General features: G+C 69.4%; 17 protein-coding genes and 1 riboswitch. Of the genes, 6 read left to right on the top strand and 11 right to left on the bottom strand.

Translation table 11 applies throughout. From position 1 onward, the window contains the following. Genes ribE through ribD form a run of 4 tightly spaced genes read right to left on the bottom strand, consistent with a single transcriptional unit; the run spans position 1 to position 3410 of the window. Positions 1 to 474 carry a 6,7-dimethyl-8-ribityllumazine synthase gene (gene ribE, locus QN206_00410; GenBank protein ID MDR7613271.1) on the bottom strand — a complete coding sequence of 158 codons (474 nt, stop codon included), beginning with the start codon at positions 472 to 474 and terminating at the stop codon, positions 1 to 3. Continuing rightward, entirely contained in the window at positions 458 to 1690 is a 1233-nt protein-coding gene (gene ribA, locus QN206_00405; protein ID MDR7613270.1) for a GTP cyclohydrolase II, read from the bottom strand. The genes ribE and ribA overlap by 17 nt, the downstream gene beginning before the upstream one ends. Further along, positions 1687 to 2277: a riboflavin synthase gene (locus tag QN206_00400; protein ID MDR7613269.1), complete on the bottom strand. Its 591-nt coding sequence runs from the start codon at positions 2275 to 2277 to the stop codon at positions 1687 to 1689. Before QN206_00400 ends, ribA begins: the two co-directional genes overlap by 4 nt. Further along, on the bottom strand, positions 2277 to 3410 hold the full coding sequence (gene ribD / locus QN206_00395) for a bifunctional diaminohydroxyphosphoribosylaminopyrimidine deaminase/5-amino-6-(5-phosphoribosylamino)uracil reductase RibD (protein MDR7613268.1): 1134 nt from the start codon (positions 3408 to 3410) through the stop codon (positions 2277 to 2279). Before ribD ends, QN206_00400 begins: the two co-directional genes overlap by 1 nt. 470 nt (positions 3411 to 3880) lie before the next feature. Here ribD and QN206_00390 point away from each other — a divergent pair, with 470 nt between their 5' ends. The 5 genes from QN206_00390 (at position 3881) to nadC (ending at position 9733) form a co-directional block, all read left to right on the top strand. Next, positions 3881 to 4819, top strand: coding sequence for a VOC family protein (locus tag QN206_00390; protein ID MDR7613267.1), 939 nt, complete (start codon positions 3881 to 3883; stop codon positions 4817 to 4819). 25 nt (positions 4820 to 4844) lie between these two features. Beyond that, positions 4845 to 6266, top strand: a complete 1422-nt coding sequence (locus QN206_00385) for an aminomethyl transferase family protein (protein MDR7613266.1) — start codon at positions 4845 to 4847, stop codon at positions 6264 to 6266. Positions 6267 to 6277: 11 nt separating this feature from the next. Next, positions 6278 to 7813: an ABC transporter substrate-binding protein gene (locus tag QN206_00380; GenBank protein ID MDR7613265.1), complete on the top strand. Its 1536-nt coding sequence runs from the start codon at positions 6278 to 6280 to the stop codon at positions 7811 to 7813. A gap of 82 nt (positions 7814 to 7895) precedes the next feature. Then, positions 7896 to 8876: a quinolinate synthase NadA gene (gene nadA / locus QN206_00375; protein ID MDR7613264.1), complete on the top strand. Its 981-nt coding sequence runs from the start codon at positions 7896 to 7898 to the stop codon at positions 8874 to 8876. A 2-nt stretch (positions 8877 to 8878) separates the two neighbouring features. Further along, positions 8879 to 9733 carry a carboxylating nicotinate-nucleotide diphosphorylase gene (gene nadC, locus QN206_00370; GenBank protein ID MDR7613263.1) on the top strand — a complete coding sequence of 285 codons (855 nt, stop codon included), beginning with the start codon at positions 8879 to 8881 and terminating at the stop codon, positions 9731 to 9733. Position 9734: 1 nt separating this feature from the next. Here the strand turns inward: nadC and QN206_00365 are convergent, their stop codons facing one another. Together QN206_00365 and QN206_00360 are read right to left on the bottom strand one after the other, a co-directional pair. After that, the gene (locus tag QN206_00365; GenBank protein ID MDR7613262.1) at positions 9735 to 10721 is read right to left on the bottom strand and encodes a ribonucleotide-diphosphate reductase subunit beta; all 987 of its coding nucleotides are present in this window, start codon (positions 10719 to 10721) and stop codon (positions 9735 to 9737) included. Between the two features lie 12 nt (positions 10722 to 10733). After that, a complete protein-coding gene (locus tag QN206_00360) occupies positions 10734 to 13076 on the bottom strand; it encodes a ribonucleoside-diphosphate reductase subunit alpha (GenBank protein ID MDR7613261.1) in 2343 nt (780 codons plus the stop codon). 109 nt (positions 13077 to 13185) lie between these two features. After that, positions 13186 to 13383: riboswitch (cobalamin riboswitch) on the bottom strand. A gap of 111 nt (positions 13384 to 13494) precedes the next feature. Here QN206_00360 and QN206_00355 point away from each other — a divergent pair. After that, positions 13495 to 15114: a heme o synthase gene (locus QN206_00355; GenBank protein ID MDR7613260.1), complete on the top strand. Its 1620-nt coding sequence runs from the start codon at positions 13495 to 13497 to the stop codon at positions 15112 to 15114. 18 nt (positions 15115 to 15132) lie between these two features. On the opposite strand, the gene QN206_00350 is transcribed toward QN206_00355, so the two are convergent. The 5 genes from QN206_00350 to QN206_00330 are packed head-to-tail and all read right to left on the bottom strand — an operon-like array spanning position 15133 to position 20491. Then, positions 15133 to 15780, bottom strand: coding sequence for a MarR family winged helix-turn-helix transcriptional regulator (locus QN206_00350; GenBank protein ID MDR7613259.1), 648 nt, complete (start codon positions 15778 to 15780; stop codon positions 15133 to 15135). Next, entirely contained in the window at positions 15777 to 17099 is a 1323-nt protein-coding gene (locus QN206_00345; protein ID MDR7613258.1) for a hypothetical protein, read from the bottom strand. Before QN206_00345 ends, QN206_00350 begins: the two co-directional genes overlap by 4 nt. Before the next feature lie 6 nt (positions 17100 to 17105). Continuing rightward, entirely contained in the window at positions 17106 to 18041 is a 936-nt protein-coding gene (locus QN206_00340; GenBank protein MDR7613257.1) for a hypothetical protein, read from the bottom strand. Continuing rightward, entirely contained in the window at positions 18034 to 18444 is a 411-nt protein-coding gene (locus tag QN206_00335) for a cytochrome c-type biogenesis protein CcmH (GenBank protein MDR7613256.1), read from the bottom strand. The genes QN206_00340 and QN206_00335 overlap by 8 nt, the downstream gene beginning before the upstream one ends. A gap of 4 nt (positions 18445 to 18448) precedes the next feature. Beyond that, a complete protein-coding gene (locus tag QN206_00330) occupies positions 18449 to 20491 on the bottom strand; it encodes a heme lyase CcmF/NrfE family subunit (protein MDR7613255.1) in 2043 nt (680 codons plus the stop codon). Between the last annotated feature and the right edge of the window lie 44 nt (positions 20492 to 20535).

Genomic DNA, 20535 nt, shown 5'->3' with positions numbered 1-20535 from the left:
CTACCCCCCGGCCTTCGGCAGCGTGCTCAGGAGATTGGCCATCTCGATGGCGGCCAGGGCCGCGTCTCGGCCGCGGTTTCCGGCCTTGGTGCCCGATCGCTCCAGGGCCTGCTCCAGGGTATCCGTGGTGAGGATCCCGTAGATCACGGGGATGCCGCTCTCCAACGCTGCCCGAGCAACCCCCGCGGCACTCTGCCCGGCCACGTACTCGAAGTGTGGGGTCTCCCCCCGGATCACGACCCCCAGACAGACCACCGCGTGATACCGGCCGCTCTGCGCCAGCCGCAGGGCCACGAGCGGGATCTCGAACGCTCCCGGGACCCAGGCCACGTCCACGTCCTCCACCCCGTGCCGCCGCAGGGTGTCCAGGGCCCCTTCCAGGAGCAAGCGGGTGATGGCCTCGTTGAACCGGCTCACCACCACGCCCACCCGGAGGCCGCGTCCCTCGAGGTGCCCCTCAAACGTTTGTCCCAAGGAGCTCCTCCACGCCGTCCAGCAGGTGGCCCAGGCGGATTTGCTTGGCGCGCAGGTACGGCAGGTTCTCCGGACGCACCCCCGCCACCAGCGGCAGGCGCTCCATCACCTCGATCCCGCCCCGCTGTACCGCCTCCACCTTGGCGGGGTTGTTGGTCAGCAGCCGCACCCTCCGGACCCCCAGCCGTCGCAGGATCTGGGCCCCCACCAAGTGATCCCGGGCGTCCGGCGGGAAGCCCAAAACCAGGTTGGCCTCCACGGTGTCGTGCCCCAGGTCCTGCAGCGCGTACGCCCGCACCTTGTTCACAAGCCCGATCCCCCGACCCTCCTGCCGCAGGTACACCACCACCCCACTCCCTGCGGCCGCGATCCGTTCGAGGGACGCGGCGAGCTGTGCCCCGCAGTCGCACCGCCACGACCCGAACACGTCCCCCGTGGTGCACTCCGAGTGCAGCCGCACCAGCACGGGCTCGGCACCGGAAACCTCGCCCAGCACCAAGGCCAGGTGCGTCTGATCCGTGTACCGGTGGGCGAAGGCCACGAGCTTCCAGGTCACCCCGTGGGCGGGAATCCGCGTCTCCGCCACGGGCTCCACCACGCACTCCCGCTCCAGCCGCCACCGCACGAGGTCCGCCACCCGCAGAACCCCCAGTCCGTGACGCGTGCAGAAATCCACCAGCTCCGGCAGGCGGGCCATGCGGCCGTCCGGGGCGAGGATCTCACAGATGGCGGCCACGGGTGGCAGCCCCGCAAGCCGCACCAGTTCCACCGCGGCCTCCGTGTGCCCCTGCCGCTCCAGGACCCCGCCCTCTCGGGCCACCAAGGGGAAGACATGGCCGGGCCGGTCCAGGTCCTCCGGCCGGGTGGCGGGATCCGCCAGGGCCCGCAGGGTGGTGGCGCGGTCGTAGGCGGAGACCCCGGTGCTGACGCCCCGGCGGGCGCTCACGGAGACGGTGAAGGCGGTCCCGAACTTGCTGGTGTTCTCCGCGGTCATGGGCGGGAGGTGAAGGGCCTGGGCCCGCTCCCGGGTGAGGGGGGCACACAGCAATCCCCGGCCTTCCCGCAGCATGAAGTTCACGGCCTGGGGGGTGGCGTGGGAGGCGGCGAGCACCAGATCTCCCTCGTTCTCCCGGTCCTCGTCGTCCACCACCACCACGAGCTCTCCCCGCCCGATCCGTCGGGCGGCCTCCTCCACGGAAATCCATGGTTCGCTCATCCCCTCTCCCTCCAGGCGCGCAGGAGCTGCTCCACGTACTTGGCCAAAATGTCCGCCTCCAGGTTCACGGGATCCCCGGGACGCCGCTCCCCCAGGGTGGTGTGGCGCAGGGTGTACGGGATGAGGCATACGGAGAAGGCCTCCTCCCCCGCGTCCGCCACCGTGAGGCTCACCCCGTCCACCGCCACGGATCCCCGGGGCACGAGGTACCGGGCCACCTCCGGGGGGGCGGTGAGCTCCATCCACGCGGATTCCCCCTCCCGCCGCAGGCCCACCACCTGCCCCACCCCGTCCACGTGCCCCTGCACGAAGTGCCCGCCGACCCTCCCCGTGGCCAGTAAAGGCCGCTCCAGGTTCACCGGATCCCCGGGCTGCCGCAGGCCCAGGGTGGTGCGGTGCAGGGTGGCGGGGCTCAGGTCCACGGCGAACGCGGGGGGACGGAGATCCACCACGGTGAGGCACACCCCGTCCACCGCGATGCTGGAGCCCACCCCGAGGTCGCCGACCACCCGCTCCGCCCGGATCCACAGGCGGTTTCCGGCGCGGTCCGCGATGCGGCCCACTTCCTCCACGATCCCGGTAAACATCACCGCCCCCGACGTCCCACGGCGGCCGTCTGCACGGGCAAAGCCCCACCCACCTCCGCCTCTACGCAAAGGTCCGGCCCCACGGGCCGCACCGTGAGGGCACGGAGCCGCAGGGCCTGCGCGATCTCCGCGACGCCCGCACCACCCACCGGGCCCGGGGCCTCGCGTCCTCCGATCAGCACCGGTGCGATGAAGGCCACGATCCGGTCCGCAAGCCCGGCTTGGAGCACCGCGGCATGCAGGGTGCTCCCGCCCTCCACCAGCACGCTCAGCACCCCGCGATCCGCAAGCCGCTTCAGGAGATCCCGCAGCGAGACCCGTCCGACCTCCTCCTCGCACACCCACACCTCCGCCCCGGCACGCCGGAGGGCTTCTGCCCGCTCGGGATGAGCCCGTGCCGTGGTGGCCACCACCACGGGGGAACTCCCTTCCCGCAGCATCCGAGCATGAGGGGGCAGACGCAGGCGGCTGTCAGCCACCACCCGGAGGGGATCCCTTCCGCCCGGAATCCGGCAGGTGAGGGCGGGGTCATCGCGCAGCGCGGTTCCGATGCCCACCAGCACCGCGTCGTGGATGTTGCGCAGCCGGTGGGCCTCTTCCCGGGCCTGCGGGCCCGTGATCCAGCGGGAGGAACCCGTGCGGGTGGCGATGCGGCCGTCCAGGGACATGGCCCACTTCACGGTCACGAGGGGAAGCCCGGTGGTGCGGTGCTTGAGATACGCGGCGTTGAGCCGGCGGGCCTCCTCTTCCAGCACCCCCACCTCCACCTCCACCCCGGCCGCGCGCAGCCGGGCGATGCCGCTTCCCCGAACCCGGGGGTCCGGATCCTCGTGGGCCACCACCACCCGCCTGATCCCTGCGGCCAGGATGGCCTCCGTGCAGGGAGGGGTGCGGCCGTGGTGGTTGCAGGGTTCCAGGTTCACGTACAGGGTGGCGCCCCGGGCGAGGGGGCCGGCCGTGGAGAGGGCCACCGCTTCCGCGTGCGGGCTTCCGGGGGCGGCGTGGTACCCGCAGCCCACCTCCTGCCCCTCCCGCACCACCACCGCGCCCACGAGGGGGTTAGGGCTCGTGCGGCCCTGTGCGAGACGGGCCAGGGCGAGCGCCCGCTGCATCCAGTAGGGATCGTCAAGCATCAGCGCCCGAAGGCAGGGACCTCCGGGCGCAGGGAAAACCGGCAGGCAGGCAGCAGGCTTCCGGTTTTGCCCGACCTTCTCCCATCCGGACTGTACCGTCGGCCCCGGACTCGCCGCCCTTGCGGCTCACCGGCGTCCACCGCGCCTCGGACCGTGCGCGGGTCGCGGGCTCGCGTCCAAAAGACGCTCACCGCCGGTCGGGAATCGCCGACGCTGCGGCCGGCTCACCCTGCCCCGAAGGTCGCGTTTCGGTTTACTGCTACTGTACTTCTGCTCCGGGACTTCCTGCAAGAGGATCCTGGAGTCCCCGGGAAGGGACCGGGTCTAACGCGCTCGCAGAGGGTTCCCCCACCCCCGCGGGCGGGGTTTCTTGACTTCTGTGCACAACCCGGCTTCAAAATGCTGTAGGGCGGGGAAGGGGCGGTGAGAAGGAACCCTGGGTCCGGACGAACCCTCGCAAGGAGCCGCGCATGATCCTCCGGCTTGCCCACGTGGAACTGCGGGTGACGGATCTCGAGTTCGCCCGGCGCTTTTACGTGGAGGTCCTGGGGTTTACGGAAGCGCTCCGGGTGGAAGGCGGCCTCTACCTGAGGGCATCGGAGGAATTCGATCTGTGGTCGCTCCGGCTGACCCCAGCATCCGCTCCCGGACTCGGCCATTGCGCGTTCCGGGTCTCCTCTCCGGCATTCCTGGAAGAGCTCGAAGCGCTCCATCGATCCCTGGGATTGCCGGTTCACCGGGTGCCTGCGGGGCAGGAGCCCGGGCAAGGGGAAGCGCTGAGAGCACGGACTCCGGAGGGATTCCCCGTGGAGTTCGTGCACGAGATGGAGGAGATCCCTCTGTACGATGCACGTCACAGGCCCCATCTTCCAACCCGGCACCTTGACCATCCGCCGGGCTCCCGGCCCCTCCGCATCGACCACATCCACCTCCGGACCCCGGACCCGGAGGGCCACCTGTCCTACTGGGAGCGGACCCTGGGGTTCCGGGCCTTCGCCTACGTGACCTCCGGGGAGCGGATTCGGAGTGCCTTCCTGCGCCGGAGGCCGGCGACCCACGACGTGGCACTGGCCACGGGGAATTCCCCAGGCCTTCACCATGTGGCCTACTACGTGGCGGACTGGAACGACCTGGCGTACTTCGCCAATCGGCTCAGCCGGTGCGGGATGTCGGAGCGGATCGAGCTGGGCCCCACGCGGCACAACCTGAGCAACGCCTTCTGTATGTACATCCGGGATCCCAGCGGGAACCGGCTGGAGCTGTTCACCGGAGATTACCAGCGCGATCTGGATCGGGAGCCCATCCGGTGGGAGGAGGAGGACTACCGCTTGCGCGGATGGAACGCGTGGAACACGTACATGCCCGCATCCCTGGTGGAATGTACGGGCATACAGGGCCCGTGGCCGTAAGGCCGAGTCCATGGGAGGGGACAGGATGCAGCCGGAGGGACGGAGAAGCTTGGAGGATCTTCTGCGCGAGGCGGGCTACGATGTCGTTTCCTTGCTGAGGAGAAACAACCCCGCGAGGAGGACGGGGTCCACCTTCGGCGAGTTCTCCCGGGTGCCCGCGCAGGTCTCGGGGTGGTTTGAGGAGACGAAGGCGTGGCGGACCACCGTGGCGCTGTTCGATCAGTCGCACCACATGACGAACCTGTTCCTCAAAGGCCCCGACGCCCTGTCGTTGCTCCGCTGGCTCGGGGTGAACACGTTTCAGAACTTCGCGCCGGGGCGGGCGAAGCAGCTCCTCGTCTGCAACGATGAGGGATATGTGATCCGTGATGCGGTGCTGTTTTACCTGGAGAAGGACCTCTTCAAGCTCGTGGCGAGGCCGCCTGCCCTGAACTGGGTGCAGTTCCACGCGGAGTCCGGAACGTTCAACGTCACCGTGGAGCGGGACGAGCGGAGCTCGTTTAATCCGAGCGGCCGACGGAAGCTGTACCGCTTCCAGCTGCAGGGGCCGAACGCGCCGAAGCTTCTGGAGAAGCTGAACGGGGGACCCCTCCCGGAAATCCCGTTCTTCCATTTCGGGAGCATCCGCATCGGGAACCGAACCGCATGGGCCCTGCACCACGGGATGGCGGGGGTGGCGGGGATGGAGATCTTCGGGCCTTGGGAGGAGGCGGAGGAAGTGAAGGCCACCATCCTCGAGGCCGGACAAGAGTTCGGATTGCGGGAAGCGGGGCATCGGGCCTACCTCGTGAGCATCGTGGAGACCGGATGGGTCCCCCTTCCGGTTCCGGCCATCTACACGGGAGAGCGGCTTCGGCCCTATCGGGAGTGGCTTTCCGCGGACAGCCTGGAGGCCACGGGGAGCCTGGGGGGGAGCTTTTGGGGGACGCGGATCGAGGAGTACTACCTCACCCCTTGGGATCTGGGCTACGGGCACCTGGTGAAATTCGACCACGATTTTGTCGGCAAGGAGGCCCTGGAGGAGAAGGCAAGGGACCCCCGGCGGAAGAAGGTGACCCTGGTCTGGAATAAAGAGGACGTGCTCCAGAAGATCTTCCGGCCGCTCTTCGAGGGAGGAACCCGGGGAAGGTTCATCGACCTGCCTTTGGTAGGATACGCCACGTGGCACTACGACAAAGTGGTGAGCCAGGCGGGAACCTGGATCGGATTCTCTTCCTTCGGCGCGTACAGCGCAAACGAACATGCGATCCTCACCGTGGGGGTGGTGGATCGGGAGTTCGCAGAACCCGGCACGGAGGTGGTGGTGATCTGGGGGGAGGGAGGCAGGGGGGACGAGGAAGACCCGGAGGTCCCGGTGGAGATCCGGGCCACGGTGGGTCCGGTGCCCTTCTCGGAGGCGGCGAGGAGGTACCGGGCGTCCGTGGGCGCCCGGCCGGTACTCGGGTGAGGAAGGAGGGGATGAGGGTGCGGGGAAAGGCATGGGTAGGCATTCTCCTCGCGGTCTGTTTGGCGGGACTCGGACTCCCGAGCAGGTCAGCAGCGGGCCCTGCGGGCGAGGTGCGGCGGGGGGGCATCCTGCGCCTCGGGGACGAGCTGCCCGAAGGGCTGTTCGGGATCCCGTGGAGAAGAGCCCCCCGGAGCACCGTGCCCGCGGTGCCTGTTTTCGAGACGCCGCTTTGGGTGGATGTGCGGGGGAGGGCGCATCCGCACCTGGTGGAACGTTGGAGCGTCGGCCCGGATCGGAGATCCGTCTCCCTGGTGCTTCGGAGAAACATCCGGTTTCACGACGGGACGCTGCTGAACGCACGGGCGCTTCAGTGGAATCTGCAGAAGCAGATCGAGATACGGCGGGCACCGGACATCGTGAAGGCCGTTGAGGTCCGTGGTCCCTTCGAGGTGGTCATCCATCTGGAACGGTGGGCCAACGGCCTGTTGCTGTGGGTGGGGGGGTTAGGCGCCACGGACGTGGTCTCCCCGGACTACGTCCTGAGGGTAGGCGAGGATCAGGCGGACGAGAGACCGGTGGGGACCGGTCCTTTTCGGGTCACCCGGTATGACCCCAAGGCCTTTGCGGAATACGTGCGGTTCGACGGGTATTGGGATCGCGGGAAACCGTACCTGGATCGCCTGGAGCTGCGATTCTTCGCGGAGATGCAGACGATGAAGGCCGCCCTGCTGGCCGGCCAGTTGGATGTGGCAGGATTCAACGATCCCGCGGTGATCGCGGAACTCCGGAGGAACCGGGAGCTCCGGGAGATCTCCGGTTTGCACACACTCAACTGGGCGCTCTGGCCGGACAGCGAGAATGCGGACTCGCCGTTGAGGGATCGAAGGGTGCGGGAAGCCGTCTCCCTGGCGGTGGACCGGAATGCCCTCGCGGCGGGGGTGGGCCATGGGGTTTTCCGGCCCTGGGGACAGATCGCGCATCCGGGGCACATGGCGGCGCTGGAGGGAAATCCCCTGGTGCGGTTTGATCCGGAACGGGCCAGGCGACTGCTGGCGGAGGCCGGATACGGGAATGGATTTCGGACAAGGATCATATCGGAAGCGGTTTCCCGGGACATCGCGGTGGCGGTTCAGGGATTCCTGGGGGGGATCGGGATCGAGACAGAGATCGAGATCGTGGACCGGGCGCGGATGGCGGACTACCAGCGGAGGGGGTGGAGGGGGTTCATCCTGCATCCCATGCCCTACGTGCCGAACTTCAACAGCTGGCTGGAGTTCTTCTTCATCCGGCATCCCCTGGGGCAGGTGAGCTTGAGGAGGCCGGAGCGGCTGAGGGAGATGTGGGAGGTTTCGAGAGCCACGATCCAGGAGGATCGGAATGCCACGCGGCAGATCCATCGGTACCTGCTCGAGGAGCTCATGGTGATCCCCCTGCTCACGGGGCCGCAGAAGGTGTATTTTGCCTGGCCGTATGTGCGGGGCACGCACCTCCTGGAAGGGGCCACCTGGCCGAGGTGGAAGCCGGGAGATGCCTGGATCGCCCGGTAGTAGAGAGGAACGGGGGAGCCACAAACCGGCGCCGGTTGACAGGAGCCGGGGAGCCGGCTAGGGTGTAGGGCGAATGAGGGCCATGGCGGCGGCTCCGGCAACGCTTCGGGAATCGCAGGAGGAGACCCGCAAGCTGGTGGAGGAGATCCAGCGGCTCCGGCGGGAGCGGAACGCGGTCATCCTGGCGCACAACTACCAGCTCCCGGAGATCCAGGATCTCGCGGACTTCGTGGGGGACTCCCTGGGGCTCGCCCAGGCCGCGGCCCGTACGCGGGCGGACGTGATCGTCTTCTGCGGGGTCCACTTCATGGCGGAGACCGCGGCCATCCTCTGCCCGGACAAGACGGTGCTCCTGCCGGATCTGGAGGCAGGGTGTTCCCTCGCGGCCACCATCACCGCGGAGCAGGTGCGGGCGTGGAAGCGGGAGCACCCCGGAGCCGTGGTGGTGGCGTACGTGAACACCAGCGCGGAGGTGAAGGCGGAGAGCGACTACTGCTGTACGTCCACCAACGCGGTCCGGGTGGTCTCCTCCATCCCGGCGGACAAGGAGATCCTGTTCCTCCCGGATTTCTTCCTCGGCAGTTACGTGGCCCGGGTCACCGGCCGCCGGATGCACCTGTGGATGGGGGAGTGCCATGTGCATGCGGGGTTCCGACCGGAGGACGTTGCGGAGCTGCAGCAGGCCCATCCCGATGCGGAGCTCCTGATCCATCCCGAGTGCGGGTGCGTGAGCGCCTGCATGTACCTCCTGGCCTCCGGCGCTCTCCCCGGGGAGAGCACGCACATCCTCTCCACGGAAGGGATGATCCGCCGGGCCCGATCCTCTCCCGCCCGGACCTTCTTGGTGGCCACGGAGACGGGGATCCTCCACCGCATGCGCAAGGAGGCGCCCGGGAAGGTCTTCCTCCCCGTGCGGGAGGACGCCGTCTGCCAGTACATGAAGAGGATCACCCTCCCGAAGCTCCACCGCTCCCTCCGGGACGGGGTGTACGAGGTGCGGGTGGACCCTGAGATCGCCGCCCGGGCACGGGGAGCCATCGAGCGGATGCTGGCCCTGAGCTGAGAATGCGGGCAGAGATCCCGCCCCTGGCCCTCGAGCGCATCGTGACCGCGGCCCTCCAGGAGGATCTGCCCTGGGGAGATCTCACCACGGAATCCCTCTTCCCCGCTCCCCTGCAGGCCCGAGGGGAGGTGGTGGCGAAGAGGCCTGGGATCCTGGCGGGCGTTCCGGTTCTGGAGGCGGTCTTTCGGCGGCTGGATCCGGAGGTAAAGGTCACCGGGCAGTGCCCGGAGGGGGCGGAGGTGGAGCCCGGCCAGGGGGTGGCGGTGGTGGAGGGGGACGCCCGGGCGCTGCTCGCCGGGGAGCGGGTCGCCCTGAACTTCCTCGGCCGTCTCAGCGGCATCGCTACCCTCACCCGCCGCTACGTCCAGGCCGTGGCCGGGCTTCCCTGCCGGATCGTGGACACCCGGAAGACCACGCCCGGGCTGCGGGTCCTGGAGAAGTACGCGGTGCGGGTGGGGGGAGGGGCAAACCACCGGTTCGGTCTCAGCGACGGGGTGCTGGTGAAGGACAACCATCTGAGCCTCCTGCGCCGGGAGGGCATCTCCTTGCGGGAAGCGTTAGCGCGGATCCGGTCCCGGGCTCCGCACGGGGTACGCATCCAAGTGGAGGTGACGGAGCTGGGGCAGGTGGAGGAGGCGTTGGAGGCGGGCGCGGACGCGCTGCTCCTGGACAACATGGACCTCCAGACCCTGCGGGAGGCGGTGGCCCTCTGTGGAGGGCGTGCGCTCACGGAGGCCTCGGGCGGCATCACCCTGGAGACCGTGCGGGCGGTGGCGGAGACCGGCGTGGACCTCATCTCCATAGGCGCCCTCACGCACTCCGCCCCCGCCCTGGACCTGAGCCTCGAGCTCCGATAGCCTACCGGTTGCGATCCGCGGCCACCTCGTAGTGGGTGTTCTGGGCCTCGAAGAAGTTCACGATCTCGGGGATGTCCACCTCCGTGGCCATCCAGGGGGCGGGGTTGGGCGTGTGGAAGTGGGCGCCGAGACCGAGTTCTAGGAGCCTTCGGTCCGTGACGTACTCCACGTAGGCGTTGAGGACCTCCGCACTCACCCCGATGAGGGGCTGCGGGAGCAGGGTCTGGTTGTACGCCCGCTCTAGGTCCACGGCCCGCAGGATCAGCTGTTTGAGTTCCCGACCCAATTCCGGGGTCAGCAGCTCCGGGTCCTGGGCGAGGAGTTCGGTGATGAGGTGGATGCCGAAGCTCAGATGCAGGCTCTCGTCCTTTAAGGTCCAGTCCACGATGGTCGCGAGCCCCCGCAGGAGGTTGCGGCGACGGAAGGTGTAGGCGAACAGGAACCCGCCGTAGAAGAACACGCCTTCGAGGATCACGTAGTAGCCCACCAGGTTGCGCAGGAACCGCCGCCGGTCCTCCACCCTCTCCACGTCCAGCGGTTCCAGCATCGGCCGGGCGAGCTCGGTGAGGAATGCCTCCTTGGCCCGGACCGCGGGTTCGTCCCGGTGCAGCCGGAACACCCGCTCCCGGTCCACGGGCAAGGTCTTCAGCACGTACTCGAAGGCCATGGTGTGATTGGCCTCCTCCCAGATCTGGCGGGCGAGGTACAGCCGTACTTCCGGCGCGGTCACGTACCGATAGAGGGAGAGCACTAGGTTGTGGGTCACGAGGGACTCCATGGGGTTGAAGAACCCCAGCAGCACCTCCACGGCCCGTCTCTCCTCCTCCCCCAGGCGCAGTTCCCAGTCCCGGACGTCGTCCGCGAGGGGGACCTCCTCCGGGAACCAGGTGTTGCGCTTGCCCTGCTGGGCGTGGGCATAGGCCCAAGGGTAGCGGAGGGGAAAGAGCTGGATGGGTTCGAGGGGATCGCCTCCCAGGAGCGGCCGCATCTTGTCACCTCCTCACGAAGCACAGGATTCGCACTGGACGTCACAGGCCGTCCCTTCCTGCGGCATCTCCAGGTTCCAGCGCAGTTGCTTGCGGGCTTTGTTCACGGGGATCGTGCTGGGTTCCGCGTACATTCGGGGAGCCATGAACAGGTAGTACGTGCTCTTGAGCCCCGCCCGCCACGCCGCCAGGTAGATCCGCTCCATGGCCTCCAGGGACCGATCCTGGAGGTACAGGTTGCGCGAGATGCCCTGGTCTACCCATTTCTGGGCCACGGCCGCGACCCGGATGTAGGCCTCGGGCGGGATCCGGTAGGCGGTGCGGTGCAGCACCCGGAGCCGATGGGGGATCTCCTGGATCTCCTCGATGTCGCCCCGCCCCTCCAGAATCCGCTCCCGCACCTGCTCCCACAGCCCAAGCGCCTGGAGCTGATCCACCAGCACCCGGTTGAACTCCAGGAACTTGCCCGAGAGGGTGGAGCGGGCGAAGACGTTGGCATAGTAGGGGTCGATGCCGGGCGTGGTGCCCGCGATCAGGCTGATGGTCGCGGTGGGCGCGATGGCCATCACGGTGCCGTTCCGGATCCCGCGCCGGACCCGTGCCCGCAACGACGCCCAATCCAGCCGCGCGGACCGGTCCACCTGCACCGCTCCCCGCAGCCGCACGAGTTCCTCCAGGGTGTCGAGCGGCACCTGCCCCCGGGCCCAGCGGCTTTCCGCGAACGAGGGGAACGGGCCGCGCTTCTGCGCGAGCTCGCAGCTCGTGAGGATGGCGCAGTAGCTCACGAGCTCCACCACCCGGTCCGTAAACGCACACGCCGCCTCATCCCCGTACTGCATGCCCAGGCGCGCGAAGGCCTCCGCGAGCCCCATGAGCCCGAGTCCCACGGGCCGCGTCCGGAGGTTCCCGGTGCGGGCCCGCTCGGTGGGGTAGAAGTTCAGGTCGATGACGTTGTCCAGGCCCCGCAGGGCAAGCCGCACCGTGCGCGCGAGCTTGTCCTCGTCCACCCCGTCGCGGGTGAGGTGGCGGGCGAGGTTGATGCTGGCGAGGTTGCACACCGCCATCGCCTCCGGAGAGGTGGGGAGGTGGACTTCGGTGCAGAGGTTGGCGCTGTGGACGACACCGGGGAGCATGCTGCGGGCGTTGCTGCTGTCCTTGAAGGCGATCCAGGGATGGGCGGTCTCCTGCAGGGTCGCCAGGATCTCCCGGAAAAGGCCTCTGGCACTCTCCACCCGGAAGGCCCGAGCGGGGAGGCGGCCGCCCCGGGCGTCCTCGATCCGGCGGCGGTAGGCCTCCCGGAAGGCCTCACCCCACAGCTCCGCGAGCTCCGGGGTGTAGAGGGGATCGAAGAGGTACCAGGGCTCGTCCCGTTCCACCCGCTCCAGGAACTCGTCGGGGATCCACAGGGCGGTGTTGAGGCTCGGGGCCCGGAGGTATGGGTCTCCGGCGTTGCGCTTGAGGTCCAGGAAGGCCCGGATCTCCAGGTGCCAGGGCTCCAGGTACACCGCGAGGGTTCCCCGGCGGCGGCCGCCCTGGCTGACGGCCTTGATGAGGGCGTCGAACAGATGCACGAAGGGGATGATCCCGGAGCTCGTGCCGTTGATCCCCCGAACCGGAGACCCCACCGCCCGCAGCTTCGTGATGGACGTGCCGATCCCGCCCGCGTACTTCGCGATCTGCCCGAACTCCACGCACGACTGCAGGATGTGGTCCATCTGGTCGAGGACGTCGGAGACGTAGCAGCTGCTGAGCTGGGGGTGCGGGGTGCCCGCGTTGAAGAGGGTCGGCGTGCTCGGGAGGTAGTCGAGCTGGCTTGTGGCCTCGTAGAAGGCCACGGCCCAGCGGTGCGGGTCTTCCTCCGCGAGGGCAAGGCCCATGGCAACCCGCAGGAACAGGTATTGCGGGAGCTCCAGGATCGCACGCGTCTCCGGATCCCGAACCAGGTACCGATCCGCCAGGGTGTGGAGCCCGATGAGGGGGAGGAGCTCGTCCCGCTCCGGGCGCAGGGCCGAGGCGAGGCGGTGGAGATCCAACCGCCGCAGGCGCGGATCCAGGGCCCCCACCTCGATGCCCCGCCGCACGTACGCCACAAAACCGGCCCGGTAGGTCCGGAGGTCCGGTTCAGGGGTCCCCAACACCTCCCGGTACAGGCGCCGGAGCAGGAGGCGGCAGCTGAGCCGCTCGTAGATCGGGTCCTCGTGGATCCGGGCCTGCGCGGCCGCCAGGGCCGCGCTCTCTTCCTCCCCCGCGGGGGCGTCCCGGAGGATGGGATCCTGCCGGAGGCGTCCGACGAGGACCTCCGCCCGGGGGAGGCCGCGGCTGATCCGCTCGAGCTCAGGCAACACCACGGGGCGCATCAGATCCCTCCCTCCCAAAGGTGTTCGGGGATTCCGCGGCACCACAGGAAGGGACGGGGAGCCCCGTGCCTTCGCCTCCACCTCCGCCTCGCCCCACTCCACGAGGGCACCACGGACCCCGCCTGCCGGCAGGTCTTCGGACTCGGGTTCCTCCGGATCGGACGCCTTCCCAGGCCTAGGCCCAGTGGCATGCCCGTCCTCTCCGTCCCCCTCACCGCGGCGGGCCCGTCCCGGACTCGCGTCCCGAAGGACGCTGCACCGGCGTTCCCTTTTAACCCAGAAAGGGACCGGCAGGCGCTATATCTTGTGTTCGATTGGGAACATAGCACCTAGATATTGGGATGTCAAGCAGTTGGCGCAATTCTGTTTGAGTTTTTCCGACCGATACGGCGGGGGAAGTTTGGGGGATAATGGCGGTGTGACGAAGGTACAGCGGCTTTGCCTGAGCGCCCTGGGTGTGGCGGGCTTGGTGGCGGTTCTCGGTGCGATCCTCCTGGAAGTGCCGCGGTCCTGCGCGGGCTGGCCGCTCTGCGGAGGGCGGGTGCTGCCGCCCGCGGGCGGTCTTGAACTGGTGGACTGGATCCACCGGTTCCTGGCCGCGTTCCTCGCGGTCGCCGTACTGCTCCTGTGGTGGTCCTCGCGGAGCGAGGGAGGGGCGCTGCGCTTTCTCTCGCTTGGGAGTTTGCTCGTGGTGCTGGTGGAGGTGGCCGTCGGGGCGCGGATTGCAAGGGGCGAGGACGCTTGGTTCTGGTCCGTGGTGCACCGGCTGCTCGGCCTCGGCTCGGTGTACCTGCTCGGCCTTACCTGTGTGGTCGCGTTCACGGGGCTGCAGGCCGCATCAGACCGGAGGACGGATCTCCTCACGGCCGGAATGGGGCTTGTGACCCTGGGGGTCGTCACCGCCGGAGACGGGCGGATGGCGGGGGCGCTCGCGATCCTCCTCGGGGGAGTGCTGCGGTTTTGGGGTGTCCGCTCGGAGGTGAGGCTCGTGGCGACGGGGATCGCCGCGCTGGGGGCGGTGCAGCTGGGGCTTGGGGTCTTGGGGATGGGAGGCCCACACGCGGCGGTGGTGGATGCGGTGGCCGGGGTGGGGATGGTGGGAGCGCTCGGGGTGGCCGCGGGACTGACCAGAGCGGGTTCGCCGGCGGTTCCGCACCGGGGACGGACCGGCGGGTTCCGGGCATACTGGGAGCTCGCAAAGCCCCGGATCGTGGTGCTTCTGCTGGTGACCACGGCCTGCGCCATGTTCGTGGCCGTGGGGAGGGATCTCCCGTGGGGGGTGCTGGTGGCTACGGTGGTGGGAGGCGCTCTCAGCGCCGCGGGGGCGAACGCCCTCAACCAGGTCCTGGATCGGGACGTGGACGCGGTGATGGACCGGACGAGGCACCGTCCGCTCGTGACCGGGCGGGTGGAGGCTGCCCACGCGCTGGCGTTCGGCGTGTTGCTGGGGCTTGTGTCCTTTGGGCTGCTGGCGGTCTTCGCAAACCTCCTGGCGGCCACCCTGGCCGCCCTCGGCTATCTCTTTTACGTGCTGGTGTACTCCGTCTGGCTGAAGCGCAGCACGGACCAGAACATCGTGATCGGAGGTGCCGCGGGAGCCATTCCGCCCCTCGTGGGGTGGGCCGCGGTGACGGATCGGGTGGATCTCCTGGGCTTGGGGATGTTCCTGGTGGTGTTCCTGTGGACGCCGCCGCATTTCTGGGCCCTGGCCCTGGTGCGGCGGGAGGACTATGCCCGGGCGGGGATCCCCATGCTCCCCGTGGTCCGGGGAGAGGCGCGGGCCCGGCGGGAGATCCTCGGGTACACCGCGGCGCTCGTGGCCACGACCCTGGGGATGGCAGGCCTGGGCCAGGTGGGGCTCCTCTACCTCGCGTCCGCGGCGGTGCTGGGGGCGCTGCTGCTGCGGGGCGCCTGGCGGCTCTGCCGGGAGCCGAGCCCCGAGGCCGCCTGGTCCCTGTTCCGGTTCAGCAACGTCTACCTCGCCCTGCTGTTTGCGGCGCTCGTGGCCGACCGACTCCTCCGCACGGCATCCGTGTGAGGACACGTGGAACGCGTTTTATCCGGGGGAGGCGGGTCCGACGTCCGCGGCCACGTGATCGGGGCAGTCCAGGCGGAGGTGCAGGTCCCCGAAGGGGGCATCCACGAAGGCGCAGTGGTGGGGGCGGACGGGGTCCGGATGGACGTTGGGCCGGAAGTAGACGCAGCTGAGGCACATGCGGGAGAGGGGGATCTCCCCCCGTTCCTGCAGGACCCGGATCATCCCCATCAGAGCCCGCAGGAGCACCGACTGCTCCTCGGGCGGTAGGGCCTCCAGGGCCTCCAGGAGGGAATCCGGCCAAAGGCGCACACGGCGGGCGAGCCGTCTCCCGGCGGGTGTGAGGGAGAGCTCGCGGGCCCGGCGATCCTGAGGGCTTGGGCGCTTGCGCAGAAATCCCTTGCGGACCAGCGCCTCCACCGCGTCGCTGGCCGTAGGGAGCGTCACCGCCAGGGCCTGCGCGACCTCCGAGACCGGGACGGCCCGCGGATCCCGGCTCAGGAGATGGGTAAGGATCTGGGCCTGTGTGGGGGTGAGGGCGTAGGGATAGGCGTGCTGCCAGGCCCGGTGGCGGAGCGCGAGGGCGATCTTCATAAGCCCCTGCACCACCTTCTGGGCCACCTGCGCCTCCTCCCCCGCAAAGGGGTCCGATGCCGGACGTCGCGTCAAGGATCCGACCTCCCGGGAGCAGGATGTTTCACGGGAGGCCGCCCGGAGGCGGCGCCCCGCATGGCGGCCACCATCCACGAGAGACCCATCAGGAGGGCGTACACCCCGGTTCCCGCGAAGAAGGTCCACCCCCCTACCGCGGCGAGGAGGGGAGATCCGAGCAGGACGCCGGTCCCCGCGAGGCTGCTTCCGCCCACGCTCAGGACGAATGCCACAACCCCTTCCCGCGGGAAGTACGGTGCCGGAAGCCGCGGGACCTCCTCCGCGCTCATCCCTTTCGCGTACCGGTAGTGCCACATGAGGAACGGGGTGACTTTATACAGCTGCCCCATGATGGCCCAAGTCACCCACCCGGCGAGGATCGCGAGTCCCGACGCGGATGCGAGCCGAACTCCCTCCACCCGTAGCCCGCCCGCGGCCCACCCAGCGGCCAGGGCTCCCAGCACCGCGGTCTGGACGGCGATGGCCCACCAGTACCCGTTGGTGAGGTCCGGGGCCCGCTGCCGGGCTCCCCGCAAGAACCGCACCAGATCCCGGGCATACGCCCAGGCCGCGAGGGCGCCCAGCCCCGCGGCGGCCCGTGCTAAATCCGCGTCCGCCCTCAAGGCCGCGACGACCAGGAGTGCCACGGAGACGTTCAGCAACCCGAGAAGCCAGCCCAGCGCGCCGTCTCCCGGTAGCCGCACCCCCGTGAACCGAGGCAAAAGGTAGTACGAGACGCTCACCACCAGCTGCCCGAACCATCCCACCAGTCCCACCGCCGCGTGGACGCCCACCCCCGCCCACAGCCATAGCCCCGGCGCGAAGCGGAACCGCCAGTTGAGGGCCATGAGCGCACCCCAGGTGACCGTGAGGAGGAGGGAAAACAGGGAGAGGAGCACACCGGTTACGGATCGGCTCCAGCGCCGGCGATGGGGGAGCATCCGCCCCAGCAAGACCACGAGCAGCCCCACGCTCGCCCAGGAAATCCCCCCGCCGACAGCCACCCAGTCCGCGTCCTGTCGCAGGAATCCAGTGATCAGGAGGAGTAACCCGAGGACGGTGAGGGCGAACTGCACGAGGGCTGGCCGTCCCGGGCGATGGGAGATCCCCAGCATGGCGGGGAACATCTGGTGGAGGGCTCCCATGGCGGTGAGGGTTCCCCATCCCAGGGTCCCGAGGTGGTTGGCGGCCAGGATGGGCCAGCTGCGGGGGGAAGTCGCGGCCAGGGCGGGCGCCACCCATGCCACCGCGGCGCCGAACAGGGGGAGCAGCAGCACCGCGGTGGCCAGGAAGGGCACGGCGAGCGAGAACCCGGGAAGGGCCACGAGCCGTCGCACGTTCCGCTAAGTCCGGACGGGAGTCCTCCGCATCCACGGCCTGGCCGCGGCGCTCACCCCGATGAGGACCAGGAATCCCACCACGAGCCCGGGAAGGGTCCGGGAGGGAGCCGCCAGCCCGGAGACCTCCACCACCACCGCACTCCCCGCCGGAATCTTCTCTCCCCAGGCGCGCACCACCCGTCTGCCCTGCACGGTGCGGGCTTCCCGACCGGGGAGGGAGGGGCTGCGGATCTCCAGGGGCTCGGGGGCGAACACGTCCAGGGCCGCTACCGGAAGGGTGACCGGGAGGGTCAAGGAGATCCGTCCGGCCCGATGGGGGACGCGATAGGAGAAGATCATTTCCCGGAGGCCGGGAGGAACCGGGAGGGAATCCACGAGCGCCCCACTGGCATCGATCCCCACCGGCGACATGCCCTGCCACACGGAGACCTCTCGGGCACCCGGAGGGAGCGGGAGCCGGAGGGTTCCCTCTTCCCCGCCCACGTAGGTACGCGGGGCGCGGTTGGCGAGCACCACCACCTCCCGGATCTCCAGCACCCCTCTTGTGACCGGCTCCAGCAGGAGCGCGCGCCGCAAAAGCACGAGATTCCGAGGATCCCGGGTGGTCTCGTACACCCGAACGGTGACTTCCAGGCGATTCCCCTTCGGTGCCAAGGGACCCTCGGTGTAGACCACGCCCCGGTAAAAGGCCTGGACCGCGTACGCCCGGAGCGAGGGGTCCATCTGCACCGCGAACCGCCCTGCGGCGTCCGTGTGGGTCACTTGCTCCTGCGGCTGCCGCCCCGCGGACATCCCCAGCACCCGCACCTCCACCCCGCGCACGGACCGGCCCGTCTCCCCGTGCACCACCCGGCCCGTAACCCGGAGGGGCTCGGAGGCGTAGGAGAAGCTGAGGAGAAGCCCCGGCGCGCAGAGGAGCAGGAGGAGCGCCCTACGCACTGTCCTCCCCGTCGGGATCCTCTGCCTCGGAAGGCGCCTTCTGCCCCGTCCTTCCGAACCGCACCACCACGTACGCGGCCCCGCCCAGGATGGTCAGGACGGGGGCGAGCCAGACGAGGGATCCCAGGCCGCGGCGGGGAGGTTCCGCGAGGATCCCTTCCCCGTACCGCTCCACGAAGTACGCGAGGATCTCTTCCGGGTGCTCTCCTCGCTGCAGCTTCTCCCGGATGATGGCCCGCATCTGGGCCGCCAGTTCCGAGGTGGACTCCGCCACCGTGCGGCCCGCACACACGGGGCACATCAGGCGGCTCGCCACCTCCCGCACCCGGTCATCCAGACCCTCCGCGGAGGCGACTCCCGTGAGGATCAGCACGAGCACCGCGGCGATCCAGAACCCGCGCATCCGCTCACCCCCCGTTCCGCCGGATCCCCGGCCTCGCGGTGATCAGGGTTCCGATCAGGAACAGCACCCCCCCCGCCCAGATCCACCGCACCATGGGGTTCACCCAGGCCCGGAGGGTGACGCGCCCCGTGGACTCGAAGGCTTCCAGCACCACGTACAGGTCCTCCCGGAAGGTGGAGCGGATGGCGGGGCGGCTGGTGGACTGGTCCCACCGGGGGTGGTAGAGCCGGAGGGGCCGCAGCACCGCGGTCCTCTTGCCCTCCCGGACCTCCAGTTCCGCCCAGGTGCGCTGCACACCCGGGGCTTCCTCTGTCCCGAGTCCCCGATAGGTGATCTCGTACCGCCCGATGCGGAATTCCTCCCCGGGTCTCACCGTGGCCTCCCGCTCCCGGACGTACGCGTGGCTTCCAACGATCCCCACCGCCATCACCAGCACCGCGAGGTGCACGAGATACCCGCCGTACCGTCGACCCTGGAACAGCCGCCACAGAGCCGCCAGGTAGGGTTCTCCCCTGGCCGTACGCGCCGAGGCTCCCCGGTGGTACTCCTGCAGGGTGGCCGCGGCCGTGAACGCCACCGCCGCCAGGGCCGCCACCACCCCAGGCCGCCGCAGCAGCACCCCGGCCGAGATCCCCGCCGCGAGCAGGGCCGCGAGGGGGAACCGGAACCGCAGGAGGGTCTTTCGGGTTCCCCGTCGCCACGGCAGGAGGGTGGCGATCCCCATGAGGGTCAGCAAGGCGATCCCCACGGGCCCGCTCACCTGCCGGAAGTACGGCGGTCCCACGAACACCTGCACGCCCTGAACGGCTTCGCTGAGCACGGGGAAGAGGGTGCCCAGGAGGACGGCGAAGGCGAAGCCCAAAAACAGCACGTTGTTGAACAGGAACGCCCCTTCCCGGGAGGCCAGGGAGAGCGTCACCGCCCGGTCCCGGAGCCGGTCCCACCGCCACGCGGCAAGCCCGGAGGACGCGCCCAATAGCCCGCCCAGGTAAACGAGGAACGGCGTTGCGATCTCGGACTGCGCGAAGGTGTGCACGGAGGCCACGAGCCCGGTGCGGGTGAGGAAGGTGCCCAGCTGGCTCATGGCAAAGGTGAGGATCACCAGGACCATGTTCCACGCGGCGAAGATCCCCGCCCGCTCCTGGAGGAGGGCGGAGTGGAGATAGGCGGTTCCCAGAAGCCAAGGCAGGAGGGACGCGTTCTCCACAGGGTCCCATCCCCAGTACCCGCCCCATCCCAGCACCCGGTACGCCCACCATCCGCCGGCCAGGATCCCCGCGCTGAGGGCCGCCCAGGCAAACAGGGTCCAGCTTCGGGTGGCCACGATCCATTCCCTGTCCAGGCGCCCCGTGAGGAGGGCCGCCATGGCGAAGGCGTAGGGGACCGAGAAGCCCACGAAGCCGAGGTACAGAAGGGGGGGGTGCACCACCATCCCGGGATCCAGGAGGAGGGGATTCAGGCCGCGACCGTCGGGAGGCGGGACCTCGAAGGTACGGAAAGGGTTCTCAAAGGCGGCCACGAGCAGCAGGAAGAAGGCCAGGACGGTGGACAGCACCAGGATCGCGTAGGGCAGCAGGACCGGATCCGTACGGCGGTGACGCAGCTGCGCCAGGGCCGAGAACGCGCTCAGCATCCAGGTCCAGAACAGCAGGGAGCCCGCCTGCCCGCCCCACAGGCCGCTCAGCCGGTACAGGAGCGGGGTGTCGAGGCTGCTGTTGCGGACCACGTAGACCAGGGTGAAGTCGTGCGTGACCAGGGCCACGAGAAGGGCCAGGAGCGCCACCGAGAGGAAGAGGGCGGGCGTGAGAGCCGCGTTGAGACCGCTTGCGGTCCAGGCCGGCAGAGAGCGCTTCAACCCGTAGAGCAGGGCCGCAATGGCGTAAAGGGTGCTTCCCAGAGCGATCCAGACCGCGGCGGATCCGACTAGGGCAAGGCCTTCCCCCCGGAGGCTCCAGAGGATTGCCACCAGCCCCGCACCCGTCGAAACGGCCGCGACCACCCCCGGCCACCGCCGGCCCGAGGGCGGTGCGGCCGCGATCGTTTCCATGCGTCCCTCCCGCGCGGTCCCGGACTCAGCCCTATTATGGCACG

The sequence above is a fragment of the Armatimonadota bacterium genome (genome assembly GCA_031460175.1).
In the GTDB taxonomy this organism is placed as follows: Bacteria; Sysuimicrobiota; Sysuimicrobiia; order Sysuimicrobiales; family Sysuimicrobiaceae; genus Sysuimicrobium; species Sysuimicrobium tengchongense.
This window is presented reverse-complemented; position numbering and strand designations above follow the sequence as displayed.